This is a genomic window from Arthrobacter sp. EpRS71 (assembly GCF_001512285.1).
In the GTDB taxonomy this organism is placed as follows: domain Bacteria; phylum Actinomycetota; class Actinomycetes; order Actinomycetales; family Micrococcaceae; genus Arthrobacter.
In genome coordinates this window covers 1-20965 of record NZ_LNUV01000003.1, presented here as the reverse complement: position 1 = coordinate 20965, position 20965 = coordinate 1, and the positions used below count along the sequence as shown (strand labels likewise).

21 protein-coding genes are annotated in these 20965 nt (G+C 63.0%); 6 read left to right on the top strand and 15 right to left on the bottom strand.

What is annotated here, in order from left to right:
- Window positions 1-408: 408 nt before the first annotated feature.
- Both AR689_RS03030 and AR689_RS03025 read right to left on the bottom strand, forming a co-directional pair.
- Window positions 409-714, bottom strand: coding sequence for a winged helix-turn-helix domain-containing protein (locus AR689_RS03030; protein WP_062066647.1), 306 nt, complete (start codon window positions 712-714; stop codon window positions 409-411).
- Window positions 711-1154, bottom strand: coding sequence for a hypothetical protein (locus AR689_RS03025; protein ID WP_062066644.1), 444 nt, complete (start codon window positions 1152-1154; stop codon window positions 711-713). The genes AR689_RS03030 and AR689_RS03025 overlap by 4 nt, the downstream gene beginning before the upstream one ends.
- A 179-nt stretch (window positions 1155-1333) precedes the next feature.
- On the opposite strand from AR689_RS03025, the gene AR689_RS03020 reads away from it, so the two are divergent.
- Window positions 1334-2521, top strand: a complete 1188-nt coding sequence (locus AR689_RS03020) for a TerC family protein (protein WP_062066641.1) — start codon at window positions 1334-1336, stop codon at window positions 2519-2521.
- A gap of 19 nt (window positions 2522-2540) precedes the next feature.
- On the opposite strand, the gene AR689_RS03015 is transcribed toward AR689_RS03020, so the two are convergent.
- Genes AR689_RS03015 through AR689_RS03005 form a run of 3 tightly spaced genes read right to left on the bottom strand, consistent with a single transcriptional unit; the run spans window position 2541 to window position 5041 of the window.
- Complete coding sequence (locus AR689_RS03015) at window positions 2541-3143, bottom strand: TetR/AcrR family transcriptional regulator (protein ID WP_062066638.1); 603 nt, start codon at window positions 3141-3143, stop codon at window positions 2541-2543.
- Window positions 3144-3171: 28 nt separating this feature from the next.
- A complete protein-coding gene (locus tag AR689_RS03010; protein WP_062066636.1) occupies window positions 3172-4017 on the bottom strand; it encodes an alpha/beta fold hydrolase in 846 nt (281 codons plus the stop codon).
- A gap of 28 nt (window positions 4018-4045) precedes the next feature.
- Window positions 4046-5041, bottom strand: coding sequence for an NADP-dependent oxidoreductase (locus AR689_RS03005; protein ID WP_062066633.1), 996 nt, complete (start codon window positions 5039-5041; stop codon window positions 4046-4048).
- A 144-nt stretch (window positions 5042-5185) separates the two neighbouring features.
- On the opposite strand from AR689_RS03005, the gene AR689_RS03000 reads away from it, so the two are divergent.
- Entirely contained in the window at window positions 5186-6358 is a 1173-nt protein-coding gene (locus tag AR689_RS03000) for a hypothetical protein (protein ID WP_062066630.1), read from the top strand.
- A 194-nt stretch (window positions 6359-6552) separates the two neighbouring features.
- Here the strand turns inward: AR689_RS03000 and AR689_RS02995 are convergent, their stop codons facing one another.
- The 7 genes from AR689_RS02995 to AR689_RS02965 all read right to left on the bottom strand — a co-directional run bounded on the left by AR689_RS02995 (window position 6553) and on the right by AR689_RS02965 (window position 13309).
- Window positions 6553-7917 (bottom strand): MFS transporter, encoded by a 1365-nt coding sequence (locus tag AR689_RS02995; protein WP_062066627.1) that lies wholly within the window; start codon window positions 7915-7917, stop codon window positions 6553-6555.
- Window positions 7918-8025: 108 nt separating this feature from the next.
- Window positions 8026-8286, bottom strand: coding sequence for an SHOCT domain-containing protein (locus AR689_RS02990; protein ID WP_062066624.1), 261 nt, complete (start codon window positions 8284-8286; stop codon window positions 8026-8028).
- A gap of 117 nt (window positions 8287-8403) precedes the next feature.
- The gene (locus tag AR689_RS02985) at window positions 8404-9141 is read right to left on the bottom strand and encodes an ANTAR domain-containing response regulator (RefSeq protein ID WP_062066621.1); all 738 of its coding nucleotides are present in this window, start codon (window positions 9139-9141) and stop codon (window positions 8404-8406) included.
- Between the two features lie 224 nt (window positions 9142-9365).
- Complete coding sequence (locus tag AR689_RS02980) at window positions 9366-10388, bottom strand: LacI family DNA-binding transcriptional regulator (RefSeq protein ID WP_062068532.1); 1023 nt, start codon at window positions 10386-10388, stop codon at window positions 9366-9368.
- 23 nt (window positions 10389-10411) lie between these two features.
- Window positions 10412-11158, bottom strand: a complete 747-nt coding sequence (locus AR689_RS02975; protein WP_062066618.1) for a cupin domain-containing protein — start codon at window positions 11156-11158, stop codon at window positions 10412-10414.
- 1 nt (window position 11159) lies between these two features.
- The gene (locus AR689_RS02970; RefSeq protein ID WP_062066615.1) at window positions 11160-12116 is read right to left on the bottom strand and encodes a DUF6807 domain-containing protein; all 957 of its coding nucleotides are present in this window, start codon (window positions 12114-12116) and stop codon (window positions 11160-11162) included.
- 26 nt (window positions 12117-12142) lie between these two features.
- Window positions 12143-13309 (bottom strand): Gfo/Idh/MocA family protein, encoded by a 1167-nt coding sequence (locus tag AR689_RS02965; protein WP_062066612.1) that lies wholly within the window; start codon window positions 13307-13309, stop codon window positions 12143-12145.
- Window positions 13310-13503: 194 nt separating this feature from the next.
- On the opposite strand from AR689_RS02965, the gene AR689_RS02960 reads away from it, so the two are divergent.
- Window positions 13504-15852 carry a glycoside hydrolase family 3 N-terminal domain-containing protein gene (locus tag AR689_RS02960; RefSeq protein ID WP_062066609.1) on the top strand — a complete coding sequence of 783 codons (2349 nt, stop codon included), beginning with the start codon at window positions 13504-13506 and terminating at the stop codon, window positions 15850-15852.
- A gap of 377 nt (window positions 15853-16229) precedes the next feature.
- Here AR689_RS02960 and AR689_RS02955 read toward each other — a convergent pair whose 3' ends face one another.
- Genes AR689_RS02955 through AR689_RS02945 form a run of 3 tightly spaced genes read right to left on the bottom strand, consistent with a single transcriptional unit; the run spans window position 16230 to window position 17997 of the window.
- Complete coding sequence (locus AR689_RS02955; protein WP_231745424.1) at window positions 16230-16898, bottom strand: SDR family NAD(P)-dependent oxidoreductase; 669 nt, start codon at window positions 16896-16898, stop codon at window positions 16230-16232.
- Between the two features lie 11 nt (window positions 16899-16909).
- On the bottom strand, window positions 16910-17599 hold the full coding sequence (locus tag AR689_RS02950) for a P-loop NTPase family protein (RefSeq protein ID WP_062066606.1): 690 nt from the start codon (window positions 17597-17599) through the stop codon (window positions 16910-16912).
- Between the two features lie 50 nt (window positions 17600-17649).
- Window positions 17650-17997, bottom strand: coding sequence for a hypothetical protein (locus AR689_RS02945; RefSeq protein WP_231745423.1), 348 nt, complete (start codon window positions 17995-17997; stop codon window positions 17650-17652).
- Window positions 17998-18187: 190 nt separating this feature from the next.
- On the opposite strand from AR689_RS02945, the gene AR689_RS02940 reads away from it, so the two are divergent.
- The 3 genes from AR689_RS02940 to AR689_RS02930 form a co-directional block, all read left to right on the top strand.
- The gene (locus AR689_RS02940) at window positions 18188-18619 is read left to right on the top strand and encodes a VOC family protein (RefSeq protein WP_062066603.1); all 432 of its coding nucleotides are present in this window, start codon (window positions 18188-18190) and stop codon (window positions 18617-18619) included.
- Entirely contained in the window at window positions 18616-19110 is a 495-nt protein-coding gene (locus AR689_RS02935; RefSeq protein ID WP_062066600.1) for a DinB family protein, read from the top strand. Before AR689_RS02940 ends, AR689_RS02935 begins: the two co-directional genes overlap by 4 nt.
- Window positions 19111-19163: 53 nt before the next feature.
- Window positions 19164-20965: HNH endonuclease signature motif containing protein (locus tag AR689_RS02930; RefSeq protein WP_062068526.1), on the top strand; the 1802-nt coding region annotated here is incomplete at its 3' end.

Below are 20965 nucleotides of genomic sequence, written 5' to 3'. Positions count from 1 at the left end.
CCGTCGTACTTCAGTTAAAGCACGACGGCGGCAGCCGGCCCGGACGGAATCGGCACCAACGGCCAGCCTGGCTTTAGGGCGATCGTCGCGTGGCAGCCCTTTGATCTCTCGGTAGTTGACGGCGATCAAGACCCACGGTCAGGTAACTCCTTCCGACTGAGTTTTGACGACGCGCTGGTTCCGGATCGCGACAGCGTTGTTGAGAGTTTCGCTTCGCTTGTGAAGATCTGGAGGCGTACGCGTGGAGCCATCGACGGATTGGAATTAGCCAAGCGCCACAGAAACGATCGCATCTTGTATCCGCCTATTGGCATCATCACCTACATCGCAGAAAACGCCACCTACACCCTCCCAGCGAGCCCCGGGAAACTCCGCAAGGGCAGCGCGAACTGAGCTGGCCGGAAGAACCTAGCCGCCCGCGATGTCCCGGAGCGTCTGCAAGTGCGCCGCCCACACGTCCCGCCCGGTTCCCGTCAGGCTGGCCGAGGTCCGCGGCATCTTCCCGGCGAAACTCTTTTTAATCTTTACGAACTCGGCCTTCTCCAGGATCGAGAGCTGTTTGCTCAACACCGAGTCGCTGACCTGAATCGCGTCCCTCAGGTCTTTGAAATCCAATGACTCCGCCTTGGAGAGGGCGGCCATGATGGAGAACCGGACCGGCGAGTGCACTACCTCATTGAGCTGGTGCCGCGGGTGTTCCGCCGGCGTGGTCATGCGCGCAGCTCGCGGAACGCGGCCGCAAGGCCAACGGCAGCCAGGGCGATAGCGGCGGGGATATAGAACCAGAGGTTGCCGTCCCGGAAGAAATACGCGCCGCAGAAGAGGGCCACCACATAGAGCGCGAAGTACCCCAGAAGAGATGTCAGGAAGCGCTTGGTGTAACCAGCCTTGGTGGACCGTTGGAACATTGGCCAGATGCTCGCAGTAATTGCGCCCCAGGCTCCCACGGAACAGGCCAACAGCGCCGCGCCGTAGCCGCCGACCAGGACAATGTGCATCCCGATCATCAGCAGGGAACCCATAATCGCGAGGCTGGTGAACATTACAGCCACCGGCCAAGCTGCCGCGTTGATGGAGGAGGCGCCCAGTGAATCAGCCCGTGCAAGGAGTTCCCGTGCTTCGGCTGCTGACATGTTGCCGGTGGTCTCGTTCATGGTTCCCCCAAAGTTGTGCGGATCGATACCCCCACCCTAAGAAAGTACTTTCCAAGTTGTCAAGTACTTTCCCATGGCAGTCGAGTTACCAACAACCCCGCCAGTCCCGGTAAATTTAAACCACGAGTTTGACCCTCGGTGAGCAACACCAATCGCGCGCCTCACGAAAGTAGGATCACATGACCGTCTCTCCCCTCATCTGGGGCATCACCATCGTCGTCATTCTGGCGCTCTTGGCCTTTGATTACTTCTTCCACATCCGGAAGGCCCACGTCCCTTCGCTGAAGGAAGCGGCCATCTGGTCCTCCATCTATGTGGGACTCGCGATAGTTTTCGGCATCCTCGTCCTGATTTTCGGCGGCGGCCAAATGGGGTCCGAGTACTTCGCCGGTTACATCACGGAGAAGGCCCTTTCGGTGGACAACCTCTTCGTGTTCCTGATCATCATGGCGAGCTTCAGGGTGCCGCGTGAAGATCAGCAGAAGGTCTTGCTGTTCGGCATCGTGTTCTCCCTGATCGCCCGCACCGGTTTCATTTTCCTTGGCGCCGCGCTCATCAACTCGTTCGCCTGGGTGTTCTACATCTTCGGCCTCATCCTCCTGCTGACGGCAGGCAACCTGCTCAAGCCCGGCGACCACGGGGACGGTCAAGCCAACAACTTCATCATCCGGCTCGCCAAGAAGCTCTTCCACACTACGGATAAGTACGACGGCGACAAGCTCTTCACCGTGGTCAACGGCAAGAGGGCCCTCACTCCCATGCTGCTGGTCATGGTGGCCATCGGCGGCACAGACATCCTCTTCGCCCTGGACTCCATCCCGGCGATTTTCGGCCTCACGCAGAACGTCTTCATCGTCTTCACAGCTACCGCATTCTCATTGATGGGTCTGCGCCAGCTCTACTTCCTGATCGACGGACTGCTGGATCGCCTCATCTACCTCTCCTACGGTCTGGCAGCCATCCTGGCATTCATCGGCGTCAAGCTGATCCTGCACGCCCTGCACGAGAACAACCTGCCGTTTATCAACGGTGGAGAACACGTCAACGTCATCGAGATCACCACCGGCCTCTCGCTGAGCGTCATCATCGGCGTCCTGGTCGTCACCGTGGTGCTCTCACTGATCAGCCCTGCGGGCAAGGCCCAGACGGCCATCAACAATGCCCGCCGTCACGCCGTCGATTATCTGGACCTGGACTACACCGCTGATGCCAACGAGCGCGAGCGTATCTACCGCGCGCTGACGGCCGAAGAGGCACAGATCGTCCAGATGCCGCTGAAGTACCGGAACAAGGCCAAGGACGTGGAGACCATCCGCGAGCAGGTGAAGGAAGCACACCGCCAGCACGAGGAGTTCCTCAAGCGCTAAGGCCCGCGAAGCTAAGACGTCAGGCGCCCAGGAGCACGCTGATCTGATCCCGGATCTCGTCGCCAACCTGGGCGTCTGTCATTTCGATGGTGGCCGAGGACGTCATGCTGATGAACATGATGGATGAGACGATCCGCGCCAGCTTCTCCGGCCCACGGGCAACCAAATGCTCTTCCCGGCTGAAAACCTCTGCGATTGCCGCCTCGGTTTGGATGGTGAGCGACAAAGCCTCTGCATGGTGCGGCTCAGCGGGATCACCGAAGACGATTTCCCTGAGGTAGGTGCGGCCGTTCTCGATCTGAACGCGGTTGCATTCAATGATGGGGCGAATGATGGCCATCACCGCGTCGAGCACCGCGACTTCAGTTGCCGCTGCATCCACCCCGGCGGCGAGCGCCTGGGCATATTTGGCGTTGTGCACCAGCAGCAGCAGCTCCGCCTTGGTCTTCGCGTACAGGAACAAGGTTCCCGATCCGACGTCGGCCTTTTCGGCCACCTGCTGGGTGGTGACCTCATCCACTCCGTACTGGGTGAAAAGTTCTCGCGCGGCCGCAGTGATGCGGTCAAGCTTTTCCTGCTTATTCCGCTCACGTCGGCCAAGTGTTGGGGGCGCAGGCTGCATTTAGCTACCGTATCAGCGGACCGACAAATCAGCGGCCCAGGAATTCGAGGGCTGCGGGGACGAACCTGTCGTGGAACTGGAAAATGCCGCCGTGCCCGGAGTTGGGGTAGATGACCAGCTCGCTGCCGGGAATCCTTCGATGCATGTCGCTGGACAGTACCGAGGGCACCATTCGATCGTTGTCGCCGTTGGCTATCAGCGTCGGTTGGGTGATCACGCCAAGATCGGCCGACGGCGACAGTCCCCACGTGCGGATGGCCTTCAGTTGCGTCTGGAATGCGCCGAGCTTGATGGGCGCCTCCTGGTTAGTGGTGCGTTCTTTGAGTCGATTAATGAACGCCCTCGCTGCGGGTTTGCCGGCGGTGTTGCGGTTGAAGAACAGGAACTCTTTGGGGTCCTGTCGGGTAAGTGTTCCCCGGAGGACATCGAGATAGGTGGTGCCGATGATCTTTTCAATGCCCTTCCCACCGGCGGGGCCCGTGCCGGCGAGGATAAGTTTCCGGACGAGGCCGGGGTGTTTGAGCACCAGCGACTGGGCGATCATGCCGCCGAGTGAGAATCCAAAGAGATCCACAGTGGAGTAGCCAAGGGCCTGAATGAAGGTGGCAGCGTCGTCAGCCATGGCTTCGATGCTGTCCGGTACGGTTCCCGTGGAGGCGCCGACTCCGCGGTTGCTGAAGGTGATCACGTGGTGCTTCGCTGCGATGGGTTCGATGATGCGCGGATCCCAGTTGTCCATGGTCCCGGCGAGGTGAATCAGGAAAATTACCGGAACCCCACTTTTGGGCCCCATCTCGCGGTATGCGTAGCTGATGCCGTTAGCTGTGACGGTATTGGTGGGCGCGTGGAAGTAGTTGTGCTGTTCAGTGCTCAAGAGGTTTGTCCTGTCTGTGTGTTTGTGGCTAGAGGTGACTAACAACGGTCTTGCCGCGGATGCCGCCCTTATCAAGCGCGGCCAGGACCTCTGAGGTCTGATCAAACGGGACTACCCGCCCCACTACCGGCTTGATGTCTCCGGCATCGATGAGAGCCGCTATTTCCCTCAACTGGCCACCATCAGCGCGCATGAAGAGGAACTCGTAGCTGACCCCCAAGCGGCGGGCTTTGCGCCGGATGCCGCTGCTGAGCATGGTCATGGCGGCCAGCAGGACTGGGTTTCCGCCCAGTTGGCGTGCGAAGCCGGCATCCGGCGGGCCGGCGATGCCTATGGCTTTGCCGCCCTTCTTCAGGACGGTGAGGGAGCGCTCAAGGCTCTCGCCGCCGAGGCTGTCCAGGACGAGGTCATAGTCATGAAGAATCTCTGCGAAGTCCTCGGTCCGGTAGTCGATCACCACGTCCGCGCCCAGCTCCCGCACGAAGTCCGTGTTCCCGGCGCTGACGGTAGTGGCCACCGTTGCCCCGAGGTACTTGGCGAGCTGGATGGCAATGGATCCCACTCCCCCTGCACCCGCATGGATGAGCACCTTCTGGCCTGGCCGGACGGAGCCCCTTTCCACCAGCGCCTGCCACGCGGTCAACGCCACCAGCGGAAGTGAGCCTGCTTCTTCCATGCTGATGGTGGCCGGCTTGATGGCCAGGTCTTCCTCAGCGACGGCGATGCGCTCCGCAAACGTGCCAATGCTGTCATTACCGGGGCGCGCAAACACTTCGTCGCCGGCTTTGAAGGACCGCACCCTTGCTCCGACCTGGAGGACGACGCCCGCCACATCATGGCCAAGGACCTGCGGCAGCTTGTAGGGAAGGATCTGCTTGAACTCCCCCAGCCTGATCTTCTCGTCCAGCTGGTTCAGGCCTGCTGCTTTCACGTCGACCAAAACGTCATGATCTCCGAGAACAGGCTCGGGGACGTCCCGCTGCTGCAGCGGTTCTTTGTAGTGGGTGAGGACGAAGGCTTTCATGAGGGTTCTCCCGCGATTAGATTTCTGACTTGACTCAATTATGAGCGCACTCAGTCTTTTAAGCAAGAATCAACCGTACATAATGGTCGAGTGCGACAACGGAGAAATGACGACCAGGCCGAACAGTGGCGAACGAGAACACGGTTGCCCCTGATCCTTGATGCACTGTGCCAGTCCGAAGCCGACGCTCCCGTCCTGCGGTTAGTCGAAGCGCTCGGAGGTGAGCCGGCACGGGTCAAGGAACGCCTGGTGGGCGAACCCGCTTACCATTCGCGGCGGCTGCAGTTCGCGTCCGGCGCCGAGGTAATACTGCACGACGACGCCGTGGTGGCGGCAATGCTGCACGCAGCGCCTACTGAGTTTGCGGCGCACGGCTTCGACCTCCCAGAGTGGATCCCGGGCATCGACGACGGCGCCACCCTTGAGGACCTCAAGAAGGCCATCGACGCTCCCCGTTACCTCACCGGCATGGGCTTCACCTTAGACGGCGCCTACGCGGTCCCGAATTTCAAGAACAACCGCGGCTGGAACCAGCCCGGCAACCTCCTCAGCATCACCCTCACCGTCGAGGTCCCCGGACGCAGCTGCCGACCGGAGGACGATGATTGCCCAGTCTGCAGCGACCTGCTCGTCCGCAAAGAAGACTCCGACGGCGGCCAGAACGGCGGCGCAGGTGGAGTGGACGTGGAACGCACCATCCCAGCACTATCCTCCGCGACGTCTGCCGGGCTCCTCAAAGAGAGCCCGCACTGGGTCCCGCTGGCCGATCTCCAGCTGCTGCATGCATCCGGCCTGATGGAAAGGGCAGAGAGTCAACTCACCTGCACAGCGTGCCGGAGGATTGTTTGCCTCACCTTGTTCCGCGCTTCCGCACCCACCTTTGTGTATGCGGTGATGGATGAGGCCCGGCGAAGGCCACTCGAAAAGATCCCGCCTGCTGAGCAATGGGGCGACGCGCCACGGCTGGCTGAGGATCGCGAGGCCATGCACTACGTCGATCACCACCCCGGAGCCTGGTTCCTGGTGGAACAGCAAGGGGATCTCTTCCTCCAAGCCCGGTACTGGCGTAATTCCATGGTGGATTCTGAGGTTCTGCTCCGCCTGGAACCTGACGAGCTCGCAGCCTACCGCTCAGAGGGCAAGGACTTCCTCTCAGGCCTCGCCCAACGCATCGATAAGAGCCGCCCCTCCACGGAGGAATCGCCGTACTTCCACAGGGATCTCTACCGGGGTCCGGACAGTGCAGCGCTTACGAAGAGCTTCGCGACCGCGATCGTCAATCACACGTGGATTGCAGAACAGCGACGCCGGACCTGACGCCGTCGGGACTTAATGACGCCGGGCACCGCCTTTTCGACGCGCGGTTCAGGCACCCAGCTGGCCGGCACAACGTTCAACGCCAAGGACACGAGCACACCCGCTGGCAACCCCCGCCCCAGCATTAGGGTGAGTCCTTCAAACGGCAGCAAGGCTCCCGCGCGCAAAGTCCACTGATCGAACCAATGCTCCCCCTAAACCGCGGGCTTCCGCCACATCACAGCCAGCACCAGCACCACAGCGCTAAGGCCAAGCATCACCAGAACCATGATCCCCCAGTTCGCCTGGTTCACGCCCGGACCGTACAGCACGCCGATCAGCACAGTGGCGGTGATGGCCCCGAGATAGCGGCACGTCTGGAAAATCCCCGCAGCCACACCCCGTTCTTCAGGGCGGGCAGAAACGTACAGGCCTTGGTTCGATGCCGTGCTCACCACACCATACGGAACACCCATCAAGGCAGTCAGCACGAACACCAGCGGCGCCCACAACGTCATGGTCAGGAAGCCCAGAGTTCCCGCCGCCACCGTCAGAATCAACACCCCGGTGATCAGTACGGGACGCACGCCGAACCGCTCAATGAACCGAACGGTCAGTGGCGTCACCACCACCGACAACGCCGCAAGGGGAAGCATGAGCAGGCCCACCACCCCGGCGTCGTAATTCCCTGCCTCCTGCAGCAACTGCGGAAGGCCGAAGAACGCAAAGTAGTAGACGCCGCTGAACACCACAAACAGCAGGTATACCAGCAGCAGCGGTCGGTTCCGGCCCAGCAAGCGGAGGTCCAGGAACGGCGGCTGGAAACGCAGCTCGCGCCACGCGAACAGCGCGCCGATGACGGTGGCGGCGCCCAGCAGGTACCAGCGGTAGCCGGGCAGCACATTGAGCAGGGCCATCATGGCGAGCATCAGCGATGTGACGAACGCCAGGATGCCGGGGATGTCGGAATCGCGGATCAGCTGGCCGAGTTTGCCGGTCTCGCGCCCGGAATCTGCGGGCGCGGTCCGGCGGACAACCACCAGAGCCAACAAAGCAATGGGCACGTTGATCGCAAACAGCGCCTGCCACCCCACCAAGCTCACAAGAAGCCCACCCACTACGGGGCCAATGGCTGCCGCGGACGTATTCGCCATCTGGATCCGACCCAACGGCCGTGTGGAGGGCAAGTTGGCCAGCCGGCTCAACTCAGTGACCATCACGACGGCGGACGGGTACGCCGTCGCGGTCCCTACAGCCATGAGCGCGCGGGCTACGCAGACCAGCGCGAAGTTGGGGAGGAACGGGGCGATGGCACAGGTCACCGCCACCAATGCCATGCCGAACATGAACAGACGGCGTGGCCCGAAGCGGTCAGCGAGCCGGCCCATCAGGGGTTGCCCCGCCGCGGACGCCAAGTAGAACGACGTGATCACCCAGGTGACGGTGGCGACGTCGAGCTCAAAATGTTCGCGCAGGACCACCAAGGCCACGGCGATCATGGACGAGTTCAGCGGATTCAGCGCCGTCCCGAGGCTCAGCGCGGCAATCGCGAGCCCGGGGCGTGGTTTTTTGGCGGTCACCTGTCCAAGTCTGCTCCATGGTTGCCTCGGGTCACGAAACAGGGTCATTGGGCGGACGCCTCCGCCCAAGCTTTGACCAACCATCCATGCCGGGTTGGACCCTCGGGCTTAGCCGAAGTCGCTCCGCCTCAAGGCATCCAGGCGGGCACTGTACTCAGTGTCGTCGATCTCGCCCCGGGCAAACCTTTCCGCGAGAAGCTCCTCCGCTCCGCCCGTACGGTGCGGTCCGCCAGCGTACCTCCGACTGCCGGCACCCATGGACCGGGCAAGAAAAACGATCGCTGTGATGATCGCTCCCCAAAAAAGTATGAAACTCACAGCCATGAGTGCGTATCCCCAGACGCCCATGTTCCCGTTCCAATACATCATGGCTACTCCTTCAGACCAGCGGGCGCGTCCATGCTCCCGAGCCTTCACTATCCCCCGGCAAGGCGCGCCGAGTCAGAGTCTTAAGTCCCCCCGACGGCGGCTACCGGCAGCGGCGGCCTACTCCTCGAAGTGCGTGGTGACCTTCCCGGACGAGACGGCGGAAATGATGGACTTCGCGAGGTGCCGCAGCTTGATGTTGCGGTTGCTCGAGGCGGTACGAAGGATGGTGAAGGCCTCGTCCTGGCTGCAGTGGTTCTGCGCCATGATGGCCCCCACCGCAAGGTCGATCACAGTGCGGGACTGCATGGCTGCCGCAAGATCGTTCCGGGCGTCACTGAGCTGGGCAATCTTCAGGGCGAGCCGCAAGGACTTTGAAGCGTGGGACGCGAAGACTTCAGCCCGCTCGATGTCGTCGTCGGTGAACGCGTCCGGCTGCTCGGAGTACAGGTTCAACGCCGCACGGGTATCGCCTTCCACCAAGAGCGGGACGCTGAGAATGGACCGGAGGCCCGAGTCCGAGGCGGCCTGCACGTACCCGGGCCAACGGTGCTCGCGAAGAAGGTCCGGCACCATCACTGGGGTGAGTTTGTCCATGGCTGTGAGACAAGGACCGTCAAAGTCGTTTTGGAGCTCGTCCATCGCTTTTGCGCGGTCGTCGCTGCTGGCTGCGCTGGCCGCCTTCTTGCGACGCAATACGGTGATCCCGCAGAACACGGGAGTTTGGTGATGAGAGAGGCTTTCGGCGGAGAAAGCCGCGAGATCGCCGAGAAAAGCTTCGACGTCTTCGCTGCCCAGGACGAGATCCAAAAAGTATCCATTCTGGAGAGCTTCCTGCTCAGGGCGGGGGTTGACCATGCACGTTCCTACTGACTGAAATGCGTCCCCAGCAGACAGCAAAGGAGCGAAAATTGCCGCCCTCTGCAAAACGGTCTGGCAATACCTTATCGTCCAACGATCACCGGTACAAAGTGCGGCCCGGGCGGACTTGACCTGCGGATTCATGAGTAATGCGGAGGCGTTTGTCAACCTCGGCAAGGGGTTCTCATGTTCGCAGCCCATGTTCGGCTGGCGTCCTTCGCCTAACCAGCCGGCGCCGCCGTCGAGCCCCTCACCACCAGTTCCGTTCCCAGTTCGATCCGCTGCGGCAACTCCTCGTCACCTTCGAGGTGCCTGAGCAGCGCGCGCATGGCTGTTTCGGCCATCTGGACCACTGGCTGGCGGATGGTGGTGAGGCCGGGCTCGATCCATTCGGCGGCGGGAATGTCATCAAAGCCGATGATGGAAAGGTCCGCCGGAATACGCAGCCCGGCGGCCCGGGCAGCACGGTAAGCGCCGAGGGCTTGGGCATCGTTGCCGGTGAAGATCGCGGTGGGCCGGCTCTTGAGTGCCAGCAAAGTTTCGGTCCCTCGGGCGCCGGATTCGGTGGAGAAGTCGCCCGGCACCATGAGCGAGGGATCGGACTCAATTCCGCCCCGCCGCAAAGCAGCCAAGTACCCGTCCTCACGCGCACTGCTGCACTGCAGATCCTCACGGCCACCAATCATGCCGATCCGAGTATGGCCCAGCTTCAGCAGATGCTCGGTAGCCGAGAAAGCCCCGTCCCAGTTGGCGGCACCAACGGTCATGAGATCAGGCCCGGGCTGACCTACAGGATCAATCAGGATCACGGGAATGCCGAGCGACTTGATCCGCTGGATCTGCTTCGAATCCAGTTCGTACACGGCCAGCAGGACGCCGTCGGACTTCCGTTCGGCAAGGTTGGCCAGCCACGGGCGGATCCGCGAACCGTCCAGCGACAGGCTGCTGACCACGGTGCCGTAGCCGGCTTCCTGGGCCACGCGCTCCACGCCCTCGATGATCTCGCATGCCCACTCGGATCCCATCCCGGGGAAGACCAGGTCAATCAGCCCGGCCTTCTTGCTGCGCTTGGCGGGACGCCGTGCGTAGTCACGTTTGGCGATGATTTCCTCAACCTTGGCGCGGGTGGCGGCAGCGACGTGCGCGTGGCCGTTGAGGACCTTGGACACCGTGGGTACGGACACGCCGGCTTCCCGGGCTATCTCGCTGATCGTGGCCCGTCCCGAGTCCTGCTTGGTTACCATGGTCCCCACCTTCCGGCCGGGGATCACGTCCCGGCGACTGCAGTTTCGGATAGTTCCCACGCTTGGATCCGGCCGCACATGCCATAGATCCTGCGGGATTTCCGTGTGCCCATCGTAGTCCTCGCATCCTGCATGTAGAAACTTTCCATCGATTCGAGAGAACCCAACTGCGTTCCGGTGAGCCCGGCTTGCCGCTCAGCGCCCTGGCTCAGGTACCCCCGCCACTCCTCAGTCTTCCCGGCCACCAGGCGCGCTGCGGCGCCATGGAAGTCCGCGAGCGCCGAAACACCGTCGCGAAGCACCGCCGCTTTCAGCTCCAGATACCCCTCCAACGCCAGGTCACGACGACGGCGCGCAGCCGCCTCAGCGGCCGCGTCACCGCCGTCGGCGTTCTGTGAGGGAAGCGCGGAAGCGCGGACGTAGGCGTCACGATCCACCAAGTACTCCGGCGGAAAGGTCATCACGGCATCGCCATTCTCGGGCAGTCCGGCGTTCTGCATGACCACCAGCACCCGGAGGTCGCCGGAATCGTTGATGGCCCGGTGAACGGTCCCCGGCGTAAACCACACCACGACACCGGGCTTCAACGGGGTGGACGTGAAGCCCTCGGAATCCAGCGTCTCCAGCCGCCCGACGCCTTGCTGCACCACGTAGGCCTCCGTGGACGCCGTGTGCAGGTGGGGCGAGCCGCCGGCCGCGCCGTCCATGCCCGGCCAGTCATAGATACTGACCTCGGACACAGCTGTGGCGCCCGGGAACGATGTGCACATGTCAGGCCCAGGAATCCAGAGCTGCCCTGGCCGCAGCGGCGAGTTCGGCCGAGTTTTCCTCGTCCAAGGCACCGTCACTGATCACGACGGCGTACCGGTACGTCAGCGGTGCGCCCTCCTTGAGCGGGACTACTTCGCTGAAGAATGGTGCCGATCCCAGGCAGGCGAACATGGAGGAGCGGGCAAACCACTGGTTGGATGCCCCCGGGTTGGCCTGGTCCTCAACGAACAGGATGCTGGACTTGCGGCACGTGACGTCGTGCTGACCGGTGAACGCGATCCACGGTGAGCGGGTGCCCATGAATTCGTCCGCACCCGTACCGTTCTCCGAGCGGAATTCGCCGCCGGTAAAAGACCGGGGCCCACGCCAGAACAGGCCACCGTAGCCTGCGTTGTCGCGCCCTTCCGTGGTGGGGCTCCCAATGTCGATCTGGTTACCGGAGACGTTGTCCATAGTGGTTTCGAAGAGGATCGCGTAGGCATTCCCTGCAGGCAGCAGCTGAAGGGAGAAGCGACGCTGCTCGTTGATGAGGGGGGCGCCATCCTGTCCGGGCCCGGCTGGCTGGGCAGTCCACAGCAGTGTTTCAGCAACCGTGATGCCCGCGCCGGAGTCCTCGATGCTGGTGAAGGCCCGATGGTTCATGGCCCCGTTGTTGTTCAGGTTGGAGTAGCCGGTCTGGCGCGTGTAGGTGGCACCGCCCCAGAAGTTGTGCTCACCCACGTTGGGCAGTGCCCAGGACAGTCCCTTGTGCCAAACGTGGTCCCACGGCTTGGAAATGGTGACTTCATCCCCCTCCAGCGTGGTCAGGGGATGGAAGAAGGGGCGCGGGCTTTCGTACTGCTCGTCCGTGGGCTGGTAGGTGTAGGTTGCGATGCCCTGGTTACCCAGGGTAAACGTCAGGGAACTGCCATCGTCCGTGTAGCTCAGGGCGTGGGTGTGTACCGTTTGCGTGGTCATGGGAAGTCTCCGGTGTGGTGGTGGTTTCAGGCGCGGGCTGTGGTGGCGAAGGCTGAGGTGGCGGGGTCTGATGCTGCAAGGTCTGTCGCGGCGAGGCCTGTCCCTGCAAGTGCTCGGGTGCCCAGTCCGTTGCCGTCCATGCCCTCGTAAAAGTCGTGGCCGGGGACAATTTCCCCTCGGCTCACAGGGCGGCGCGTGAACGCCGAAGCGAAAATCGCGGCAGCGAACTCCAGTGTTTGCCGCGCAGAATCGGCTCCGGCTGGGAGCGGCAATCCGGCGTCGAGCGCGTCATACATCGCAAGGAACTGCGCCGAGTGTCCGCTGCCCCGCTCCAATGGCTGGCTCCCCCACGCGCCGGAGACTGCGTCCTCGTGACCCGGCGCCGCGGTGATGGTCCAGTCCTTGGTGCCGTAGCCATAGAGGTGGCTGAGTTCAACGGTGGCGAACTCGCAGTCGATCCGGATGTCCGAGGTTTCCCTGGGCGAAAGGAGGGAGTTGACCACGGTGGCGGCGGCACCGTTTTCAAAGCGGACCAAAGCCGCCGAGAAGTCTTCTGTGGAGGTTGCCCGGGCTTGCCGCGAAGCGATGGCGGTGACTTCTTCCCACGGCCCCAGCAGGTGAAGCAAGAGATCGAATTGGTGGATGCCGTGGCCCATGGTGGGCCCACCGCCCTCGGCCTTCCACGTGCCCCGCCACGGGAGGTCGAAGTACTCGTCAGGGCGGTACCAGAGCGTGTCGCAGCGGGCCACGAGGGGCCGGCCGAAGTCGCTGCCTCCGATCAAGGACCGGGCAGCCGCAGAGGCGTCACCGAATCGATGTTGGAAAACACAGGAGAACTGGGCGCCACCCTTGGCTTGGGCGTCGTTCAGCCGATCGAAGTCGGCCAGGCTGAGGGCGGGCGGCTTCTCGGACAGGACATGGACGCCTGCTTCAAGGCACTCGATCGCTTGGTCGATGTGCATCATGGGCGGCGTGCAGAGGTGCACGATATCCGGGGCGGTCTCTGCCAGCAGTTCGGAAAGGCTCTGGTACCGGCCTGTGATCCCGTGCTCATCGGCGAAGGACTGGAGCCGGGCTTCATCCACATCGCATGCGGCCACTGCCTCCGCACGGTTGTCTGTCCGCGCCAGATTGGACGCATGCACTGCCGCGATCCCGCCAGTGCCAACAATGGCCACTCTGTATCTTTTCATGGGTTCTCCGTTGAATTTCCGAAAGTTTCTTACTTCTCACGGACCACTTGATAGTCCTGTGAGCGAGTGTTTTCCTGTTCGGTGTTCAACGCTATGGAGAGTGAATGCGGCAAGTCAAGGGTTTTCAACTATGGAAAGTAATTAGATATTTCTGATAGTTTCTAAAAATCATCCGCAGAATCAAGGAGAAGCCCGTGAGCACCGGCGCCGCCGATCAGCAATCACTTGCCCCCGTTCCCGCGCCGGACGTCGTTGAGCACCTCATCAGCACCATGACGCTTGAAGAGAAGCTCGCCCAACTGGTGGGAGTTTGGGTCAACGCCTCCACCGACGGCGACTCTGTGGCTCCCCTGCAAAACCAAATGGCTGGCGACACACGCACCTGGGACCAGATGATCGCCCACGGCTTGGGGCAAATAACGCGCATGTACGGCACCGTTCCGGTTGAGCCGGCCGAGGGCGCACGCCGGCTGGCTGCCGCGCAGGAGCAGATCATGGCGGCCTCGCGGTTCGGCATCCCCGCGCAGGTCCACGAGGAATGCCTGGCCGGCTTGGCGGCATGGAAAGCCACGGCCTTCCCCGTTCCGTTGGCCTGGGGTGCCACTTTCAATGCGCCGCTGGTGCGGAAAATGGCTGCCAGAATCGGCGCGGACATGCGTTCCCTGGGGGTTCATCAGGGCCTCGCCCCGGTGCTGGATGTGGTGCGCGATCTCCGCTGGGGACGCGTGGAAGAGACCATCGGCGAGGACCCCTACTTGGTGGGAACCGTGGCCACCGCTTACGTCCAAGGCTTGGAATCCGCCGGAATTGTTGCCACGCTCAAACACTTTGTTGGCTACTCAGCGTCGCAAGCCGGCCGCAACCATGCGCCAGTCTCCATGGGTCCCCGCGAACTCGCCGACGTCATGCTGCCCCCGTTCGAAATGGCCATCCGCCACGGCGGCCCCCGATCGGTGATGCACGCTTATACCGACGTCGACGGCGTACCGGCCGCCGGGAACCGCGCCCTTCTGACCGGGCTGCTTCGTGAGGAGTGGGGTTTCACCGGGACAGTGGTAGCCGACTACTTCGGCATAGCGTTCCTGGACGTCACGCACGGCGTGGCCGCAGATTCAGGTGACGCCGCCGTGCTGGCCTTGAGCGCCGGCGTCGACGTTGAACTTCCTACGGTGAATTGCTTCGGTGAGCCGCTGCTGAGGCGGATCCGTGAAGGGGCGCTGGATGAGTCCATCGTTGACGTGGCACTGCGCCGGGTCCTGACGCAGAAGGCAGAGGTTGGCCTGTTGTCGCCTGACTTCTCCCCCGCCCCGCCGGCGCTGGCCGGTCACATCGACCTTGATTGCGCTGGGAACCGTGCCTTGGCCCGGGAACTGGCGTCCCAGTCCTTGGTGTTGCTGAGTAACCGTTCGTTCAAGGGCGCCGCGGCACTGCCGCTTCCTGTCCCTTCAACTGGGTCACTGGGAGTAGTCGGCCCGCTGGCCGAGGACCCCTTCGCGATGCTGGGCTGCTACTCCTTTGATGCCCATGTTGGGGCCTCGCACCCTGAGGTGCCGATGGGTATTTCCGTTCCTTCCGTGGCAGGGGTGGCGGCTGCGCGGTTCGGGCCCGTGGCAACGTCCGTTACCGGCAACTGCGAAGCCGCCACGGAGGAACAGATCGCCGAAGCCTGCAAGGTGGCGTCTTCCGTGGACACCTGCGTGGTGGTGGTTGGCGACAACGCCGGACTGTTTGGCCGGGGAACGTCCGGCGAAGGCAACGATGCGCCTGATCTGCGACTGCCCGGTGACCAGCACTTGATGCTGGACCACGTCCTTAATGCCTGCGCGGATTCCGGGACGCGTGCCGTGGTGGTCGTTCTGAGCGGCCGGCCCTACGCCTTGGGTGACTTTGTTGACCGTGCGGACGCCATCGTCCAGGGCTTCTTCCCTGGCGAAGAAGGAGCCGAGGCACTCTGGGACGTCCTCACCGGCGTTGTCAATCCTTCCGGGAAGCTGCCCGTATCAGTGCCGCGCTCCCCTGGCGGACAGCCCGGGACCTACTTACATTCGAAGCTCGCCGGACCCAGCGGGGTCAGCGCGCTGGACCCCTCACCTCTGTTCGGCTTCGGGCACGGCCTGTCCTACACAACGTTCGAGCTGGCCGGGCACCAGTGCAGTGCACCCGCCATGTCGACGTCTGACTCGGTGCTTGTGAGTTGCACGGTCACCAATACTGGTTCGCGTGATGGCGCCGAGGTAGTCCAGCTGTACCTGGAGGATCCGGTGGGCGAAGTGGTCCGCCCGGTCCGTGAGCTGATCGGCTACGCCCGCGTAGAGCTGGAAGCCGGCGCGTCCGCCGTCGTGGATTTTGAGGTACACGCCGACCGCACGTCCTTCACCGGGGTGGACCTGCAGCGGGTAGTGACGCCCGGGCTGGTGAAGTTGCACCTTTCCACGTCCAGTACGTCCGATGCTGCTACGCATGAGGTCATTCTGGATGGACCGCGCCGCGTGGTGGGGTTCGAACGGGAGATGCTGACGCCGGTGAGCGTGCGGCAGGTTTGACCAGGTGGGCCTGTTGGCGGCTCGTACCGCCTCCACCCACTTTGGTTTCTGGACCCCACTATTCAGCCAATTTTGGTTGCATTGCGGTTTTGCAGCGTCAAAGTAAGTGGTGAAGCACCAGACGGATGAAGGTAGGCTGCGGACGTACTCCCTGCTCGGTGATCCCGCAGTGATGACGTGCTACCCCGCACCGAAGACCCGGGCCGAAGCCATGGCCGGCTGTTCGGAGCGTGGTGGGCGTGGAGTTGAGCTCGTTCCCGTACCGTCACCACCCACTTTGGAGCCACGGCCACCCGAATTCACCCACATTGGGTTGCATAACGGCCTTTCCCAGCTCAAAGAAGGTGGTGAAGGCACGGCCTGATGTGAGGGCGACGCTACCAGGCCAGGTCGGCCGACCCCAGTGAAACCAACCGTGGCGAGGTACGGTCTGGCGAATCAACCAGTTCCCTCAGCTCACGTGCCGCCACCCGTGGATCCTTGGAAGCGTCGGCCTGACCCATCCCGGTGGCCAGTTTGCCCGGGTGAACAGCCCAGCATCGAACCTGCCCGGCGAGGTCTTGAGCGAGGGAGATAGTCAACATGTTTTGTGCGGCCTTGGAGATTTTATAGGCGTAGCTTGTTGAGAGATCCGAGTAGTCACCCCGTGCCTGCGCCGCCACAGAGCCCAAGCGGGACGTGACGTTGATGATCACCGGATCCGGCGCAGCCAACAGCTGAGGCAAAAGGGCCTGCACCAGACGCAGGGGGCCGGCGACGTTAACATCGACGGCGTTCATGACACCTGCCGTTGCGATGTCACCCAGCTTGGCGTGCGGAGCTCCTTGGGCAGCATTGTTGATGAGCACGTCAACGGGCCCGTTTCCGATGACTGACATCAACTCGACGGTCGGCTCGTCCCGAATGTCGTGAGTCACTGCCGTGACGCGCGGCCGGTCTGGCCACGTGGTGGGCGTCCGCGCGACCGCTACAACCGCCCACCCGGCGTCGGAGAATTCCTCCACCAACGACTTACCCAGTCCGCGGCCAGACCCCGTAATGACCACACGCCTCAGCCTCAAGCGAGCCGCGCGTCTGTGTCCGGGTCCTTGCGGGTGTCCAGCATGCTGATGATCTTGCTCTCCAGCGCCGCAACGGTGGCCTCCGGCAGGACGATCAAGCCGTCGAGTTCCTTACGGGCACGCTTGTATGCCGTTTGACGTTCGGCGGGGGTGGCGGCGGTGTCCTCGGCGATGCGGAGCAGTTTCCTGGCTGTCGCCAGCCGCTGGCGTTCGGGGCCGCTGAAGTTGCCGTCCTTGATACGCCTCGCTTCACGCTCGGCAACGTCGAATGCGAGTTCATAGCTGTGGACAGCCGCCCGATACTCAGCCAGCCGGGCCGGCGTCGAAATTTCTTCAGGGGTGGCGGGGCGCAAGCCGTCGGCCTCTTTCTTGGCCCGCAGGAACGCGACCGTCAGCGGTTCGCGGACGTCCGTCATGAGCGGGAAGTCTATGAGGTTTCCTACGTCGAGCTCGTACTCAAGCCACCTGTGGTTCACGGAATCGTGCGCAGCAATCAGCGAGACTACCTCGGCCTGGTTGGCTTCCTCGTGTACCGCGAGTTGGTTCTTCAACTTCAACAACTCCACCTTGCGCCGGTGCCGTTCTGCGCTGGCCTTGGACCACTGACTTGCCCAGCCACCAGCCATCCCGCCTATAGGGAAAATGAGCCACCAGTAACTGCCAAGGAAGTCGAAGAGGGGTTCCACTGCTCCATCCTCCCACGCTCGGACCGGGTCTCAACAGGACTGGCTGTTGGCTACTTTGTGATGGTGAGTGGCTTCATGGGCTTCGCGCAGGAGGCCATCTCCAGCTCGTCCTCGCCGGGACCGGCGCGGTTGTTCTTGCCCGTGTCATCACACCAGTCCACTCCCTCCGGCGCGGCGTAAACGGCCACCTCACCCACTGCCGTGGGAGTGGGCACCTCTGCGGTGAAGGCGAACCCACCCTTGTCGGTCATGGGCGCAGTGGTGTTGAGGACCTCAACTCCCATGGCGTCAGTGAACACAATGCGGACTTGGGCGTTGCTGCCATAACGGGGGTTACACGTCGCATCCGGGGCCGACACCGTCACTGCTTCGCCAGGTTTGGCAGACGAAGGGTTCACTTGATATTCGGGAGGCATGCAGGGTGGTGAACTCAGGGATGGGCTACACCCAATAGCTCCCATTGTGGCAAATACGGTCAGCACCACCGCAAGAATCCACGACGCTGCCCGGCGACGCTTGGGATGAGCTGGTTCCACCATGCCCTCATTGTGGCACTGTCCGCTCGTACATTCCCGCTAGGCTTCCCTCATGGACCAGCGACTACATTTCCTCACGTTCGCCACGCCGGACCTCGACGCCGCGCGCGCCTTCTATAAGGACGGGCTCGGTTGGGATCCGGCTATGGATGTTCCCGGCGAGATTCTCTTCTTCCAGATTGCGCCGGGGCTGATGCTCGGCCTGTTCGACGCCGAAAAGTTCGATCAGGACCTCGGTGCACCTGCTCCCACACCGGGCGTCAGCGGAGTGACTCTTTCACACAACGTGGGAAGTCCGGAGGAAGTGTCCAGTACCATCGACGCCCTGGTGGCCGCTGGCGCCACGGTCATCAAACCCGCCCAGGCCGGCGCTTTCGGCGGCATTTTCCACGGCCACGTCAAGGATCCGAACGGGATCGTTTGGGAGATTGCGCACAACCCCGGCTGGAAGATCGACGACGACGGCACGGTGGTTTTCGGATGAGCTCACTTCCCCAGGTGGGTACTGAAGACGTCATCAACCAGAGTGCCCGCATTCAGTTCGATACCTTCCTGGACGAGCATCGCACAGCCCTGAACGCCTGTTTGGATGGGCTCACGGAGGAACAAGCACGACGGCGGCTGGTCGCCTCGCGGACCACGCTGCTGGGCTTGGTAAAGCACGCGACGTTCGTGGAGAAGGTGTGGTTCGACGAAGCCATCACCCGAAGGTCCCGCGCAGAGATTGGCATCCCCGCGTCACCTGACGAGTCGTTCATCCTGGACGAGCACGACACCATCGCCAGCATTCAAGCAGCCCACCAAGAAGCGTGCGAGGCGTCCCGGCGGGCAGTTGCTGAGCTGGGCCTCGACGATCTGCTGCTGGGGAACCGTCGCGGACCACTCCCCCTCCGATGGGTCTACCTCCACATGCTGAGGGAGCTCGCGCAGCACTGCGGGCACGCGGATATCCTGCGCGAGCAGATCACTACGTAGCCGCGTACGTCCTTCCCGCTAAAAATGTCAGAGCCCCATGACAGGTTTGTTGCATGGGAGCCATCGGGACGATCATCGAGCAGCGGGTTGGACTGTCCCGCGCTCCGGCGGTCCAACGACGCGACCCCCTTAGGTCTCTCGGCGTGCCAGAGAGACTGGCAGCGTTCAAAAGTACGACGGCGGCAGACACCATCGCGGATCGCCCCAGATCCAGGGAGCTGCCTCGCGGCCGGGAGTCGTTGACGTGGTCGTCGGGATTCAGCGCGACTGCAAACGTGAACCCAGCGGCCATGGATCATGGTTTTCGTATGACGAAGACGGACGACGCCCTGAGCTCGCTCCGCGAATCCATCGCCGACGACGCGCGGCTCTTCGGGTTCGAGGAGGCCGCCGGCTTTGCCGACAGGATCGAAGAGATGTCCCGATCCTTGGAGTACTTGCAGGTTGTCGCGGCGCAGGCGGTGGAACGCACCCGACACGAAGCGCAGCAAGCCCAACCGGGCAGGACCTCGGCAGCAGCACCGGAGTGGCGTACAGGTTGGACTGATCCGGCAGGGTCTTCGGCGGCTCCCGCAACCGCTGTCTCAGCGGGTACGCTGCCGGCGGGTACGCAGCCGGAGGGAGCGGAGCCGGCGGGAGCGGAGCCGGAGGGAGCAACACCGGCTGCGACGGCTGGCGTTTTGGATGATGGGTACCGGAACGCGGCGGAGTTCCTTCGGGCACGGTTGCGGATCGGCATCGGGGAGGCCCGGCGCCGGCTTGCTCTCGCAGCCGAGGTGCTGCCCCGGGTGGGAATGACAGGGCAAGACGTCCCGGCCCGGCGCGAAGTATTGGCCGACGCTATCGGATCGGCCTTGGTACCTTCCCGGTCTGCGACGATCATCAGTATCGCCCTGGGCAAAGTCCGGCACCTCGCCGATGAAGAGACCATCGCCCGGATGGAACAGGCCCTCACCACCACCGCCATTGAGACCGACCCGGACTTCGTGGCCAAGATGGCACGGCGCTGGACTGACCTGATCGATCAAGACGGCCACGAGCCCTCCGAAGAAGCACTCCGCCAACTCCAAGGCGCCTTCCTCCGACGCAAACGCCGCCATGGACTCCACCACCTCGAAATCTTCGCCACTGCCGAACAATACGAAACCCTCACCACCGTCATGAACACCGCCACCAACCCCAGGCTCACCACCCCATCCCAATCCGAGTCCACCACCGACAACGAGCCCCACGCCGGAGCTGGAGCAGGACCCGTCCTGGACCTGCGCACCCGGGCCCAGAAACTCCTCGACGGCCTCGTCGGCGCGTGCGGTGTCGCGATGAGCACCGGGAAGCTGCCCTCCAACGGCGGACTCCGGGCCCAACTCACGGTCACCATCGACCACCGGGACCTCTTCGAACAACTCACCCACCAGCGGGGAAACCAACCCGGCCACAATTCCACAGCCCGGAACCACCTCAGCTCTGGGACGGCGACTTTTCTGGGCCCGTTCCACCCGACCACCATCCGCAAAATCGCCTGCGACGCCGACATCCTCCCCGTCCTGCTCGGCAGCGACTCCCGAATCCTGGACATCGGCCGCACCACCCGGATCTTCCCACCCCACATCCGCAAAGCCATCACCGCCCGCGACGGCGGCTGCGCCTTCCCCGACTGCACCATGCCCGCACCCTGGTGCGAAGCCCACCACACCACCTACTGGTCACACGGCGGCACCACCAGCACCGACAACGGCACCCTGCTCTGCAGCCACCACCACCACCTCATCCACAAAGAGCAGTGGCGCATCGACATGAGAACCGGCGTCCCCTGCTTCCTCCCCCCACCCCCCGTCTCTCATCCACATCTCCGACC

Excerpts from the sequence above, each read along its gene's own strand:
- AR689_RS03025 (WP_062066644.1), bottom strand. The coding sequence starts at position 1,154 with ATGAACGAGACCACCGGCAACATGTCAGCAGCCGAAGCACGGGAACTC.
- AR689_RS02970 (WP_062066615.1), bottom strand. The coding sequence starts at position 12,116 with ATGACCACGCAAACGGTACACACCCACGCCCTGAGCTACACGGACGAT.
- AR689_RS02990 (WP_062066624.1), bottom strand. The coding sequence starts at position 8,286 with ATGATGTATTGGAACGGGAACATGGGCGTCTGGGGATACGCACTCATG.
- AR689_RS02935 (WP_062066600.1), top strand. The coding sequence starts at position 18,616 with ATGAGCTCACTTCCCCAGGTGGGTACTGAAGACGTCATCAACCAGAGT.
- AR689_RS02985 (WP_062066621.1), bottom strand. The coding sequence starts at position 9,141 with ATGGTCAACCCCCGCCCTGAGCAGGAAGCTCTCCAGAATGGATACTTT.
- AR689_RS02975 (WP_062066618.1), bottom strand. The coding sequence starts at position 11,158 with ATGTGCACATCGTTCCCGGGCGCCACAGCTGTGTCCGAGGTCAGTATC.
- AR689_RS03005 (WP_062066633.1), bottom strand. The coding sequence starts at position 5,041 with ATGAAAGCCTTCGTCCTCACCCACTACAAAGAACCGCTGCAGCAGCGG.
- AR689_RS03015 (WP_062066638.1), bottom strand. The coding sequence starts at position 3,143 with ATGCAGCCTGCGCCCCCAACACTTGGCCGACGTGAGCGGAATAAGCAG.
- AR689_RS02965 (WP_062066612.1), bottom strand. The coding sequence starts at position 13,309 with ATGAAAAGATACAGAGTGGCCATTGTTGGCACTGGCGGGATCGCGGCA.
- AR689_RS03020 (WP_062066641.1), top strand. The coding sequence starts at position 1,334 with ATGACCGTCTCTCCCCTCATCTGGGGCATCACCATCGTCGTCATTCTG.
- AR689_RS02940 (WP_062066603.1), top strand. The coding sequence starts at position 18,188 with ATGGACCAGCGACTACATTTCCTCACGTTCGCCACGCCGGACCTCGAC.
- AR689_RS02980 (WP_062068532.1), bottom strand. The coding sequence starts at position 10,388 with ATGGTAACCAAGCAGGACTCGGGACGGGCCACGATCAGCGAGATAGCC.
- AR689_RS03030 (WP_062066647.1), bottom strand. The coding sequence starts at position 714 with ATGACCACGCCGGCGGAACACCCGCGGCACCAGCTCAATGAGGTAGTG.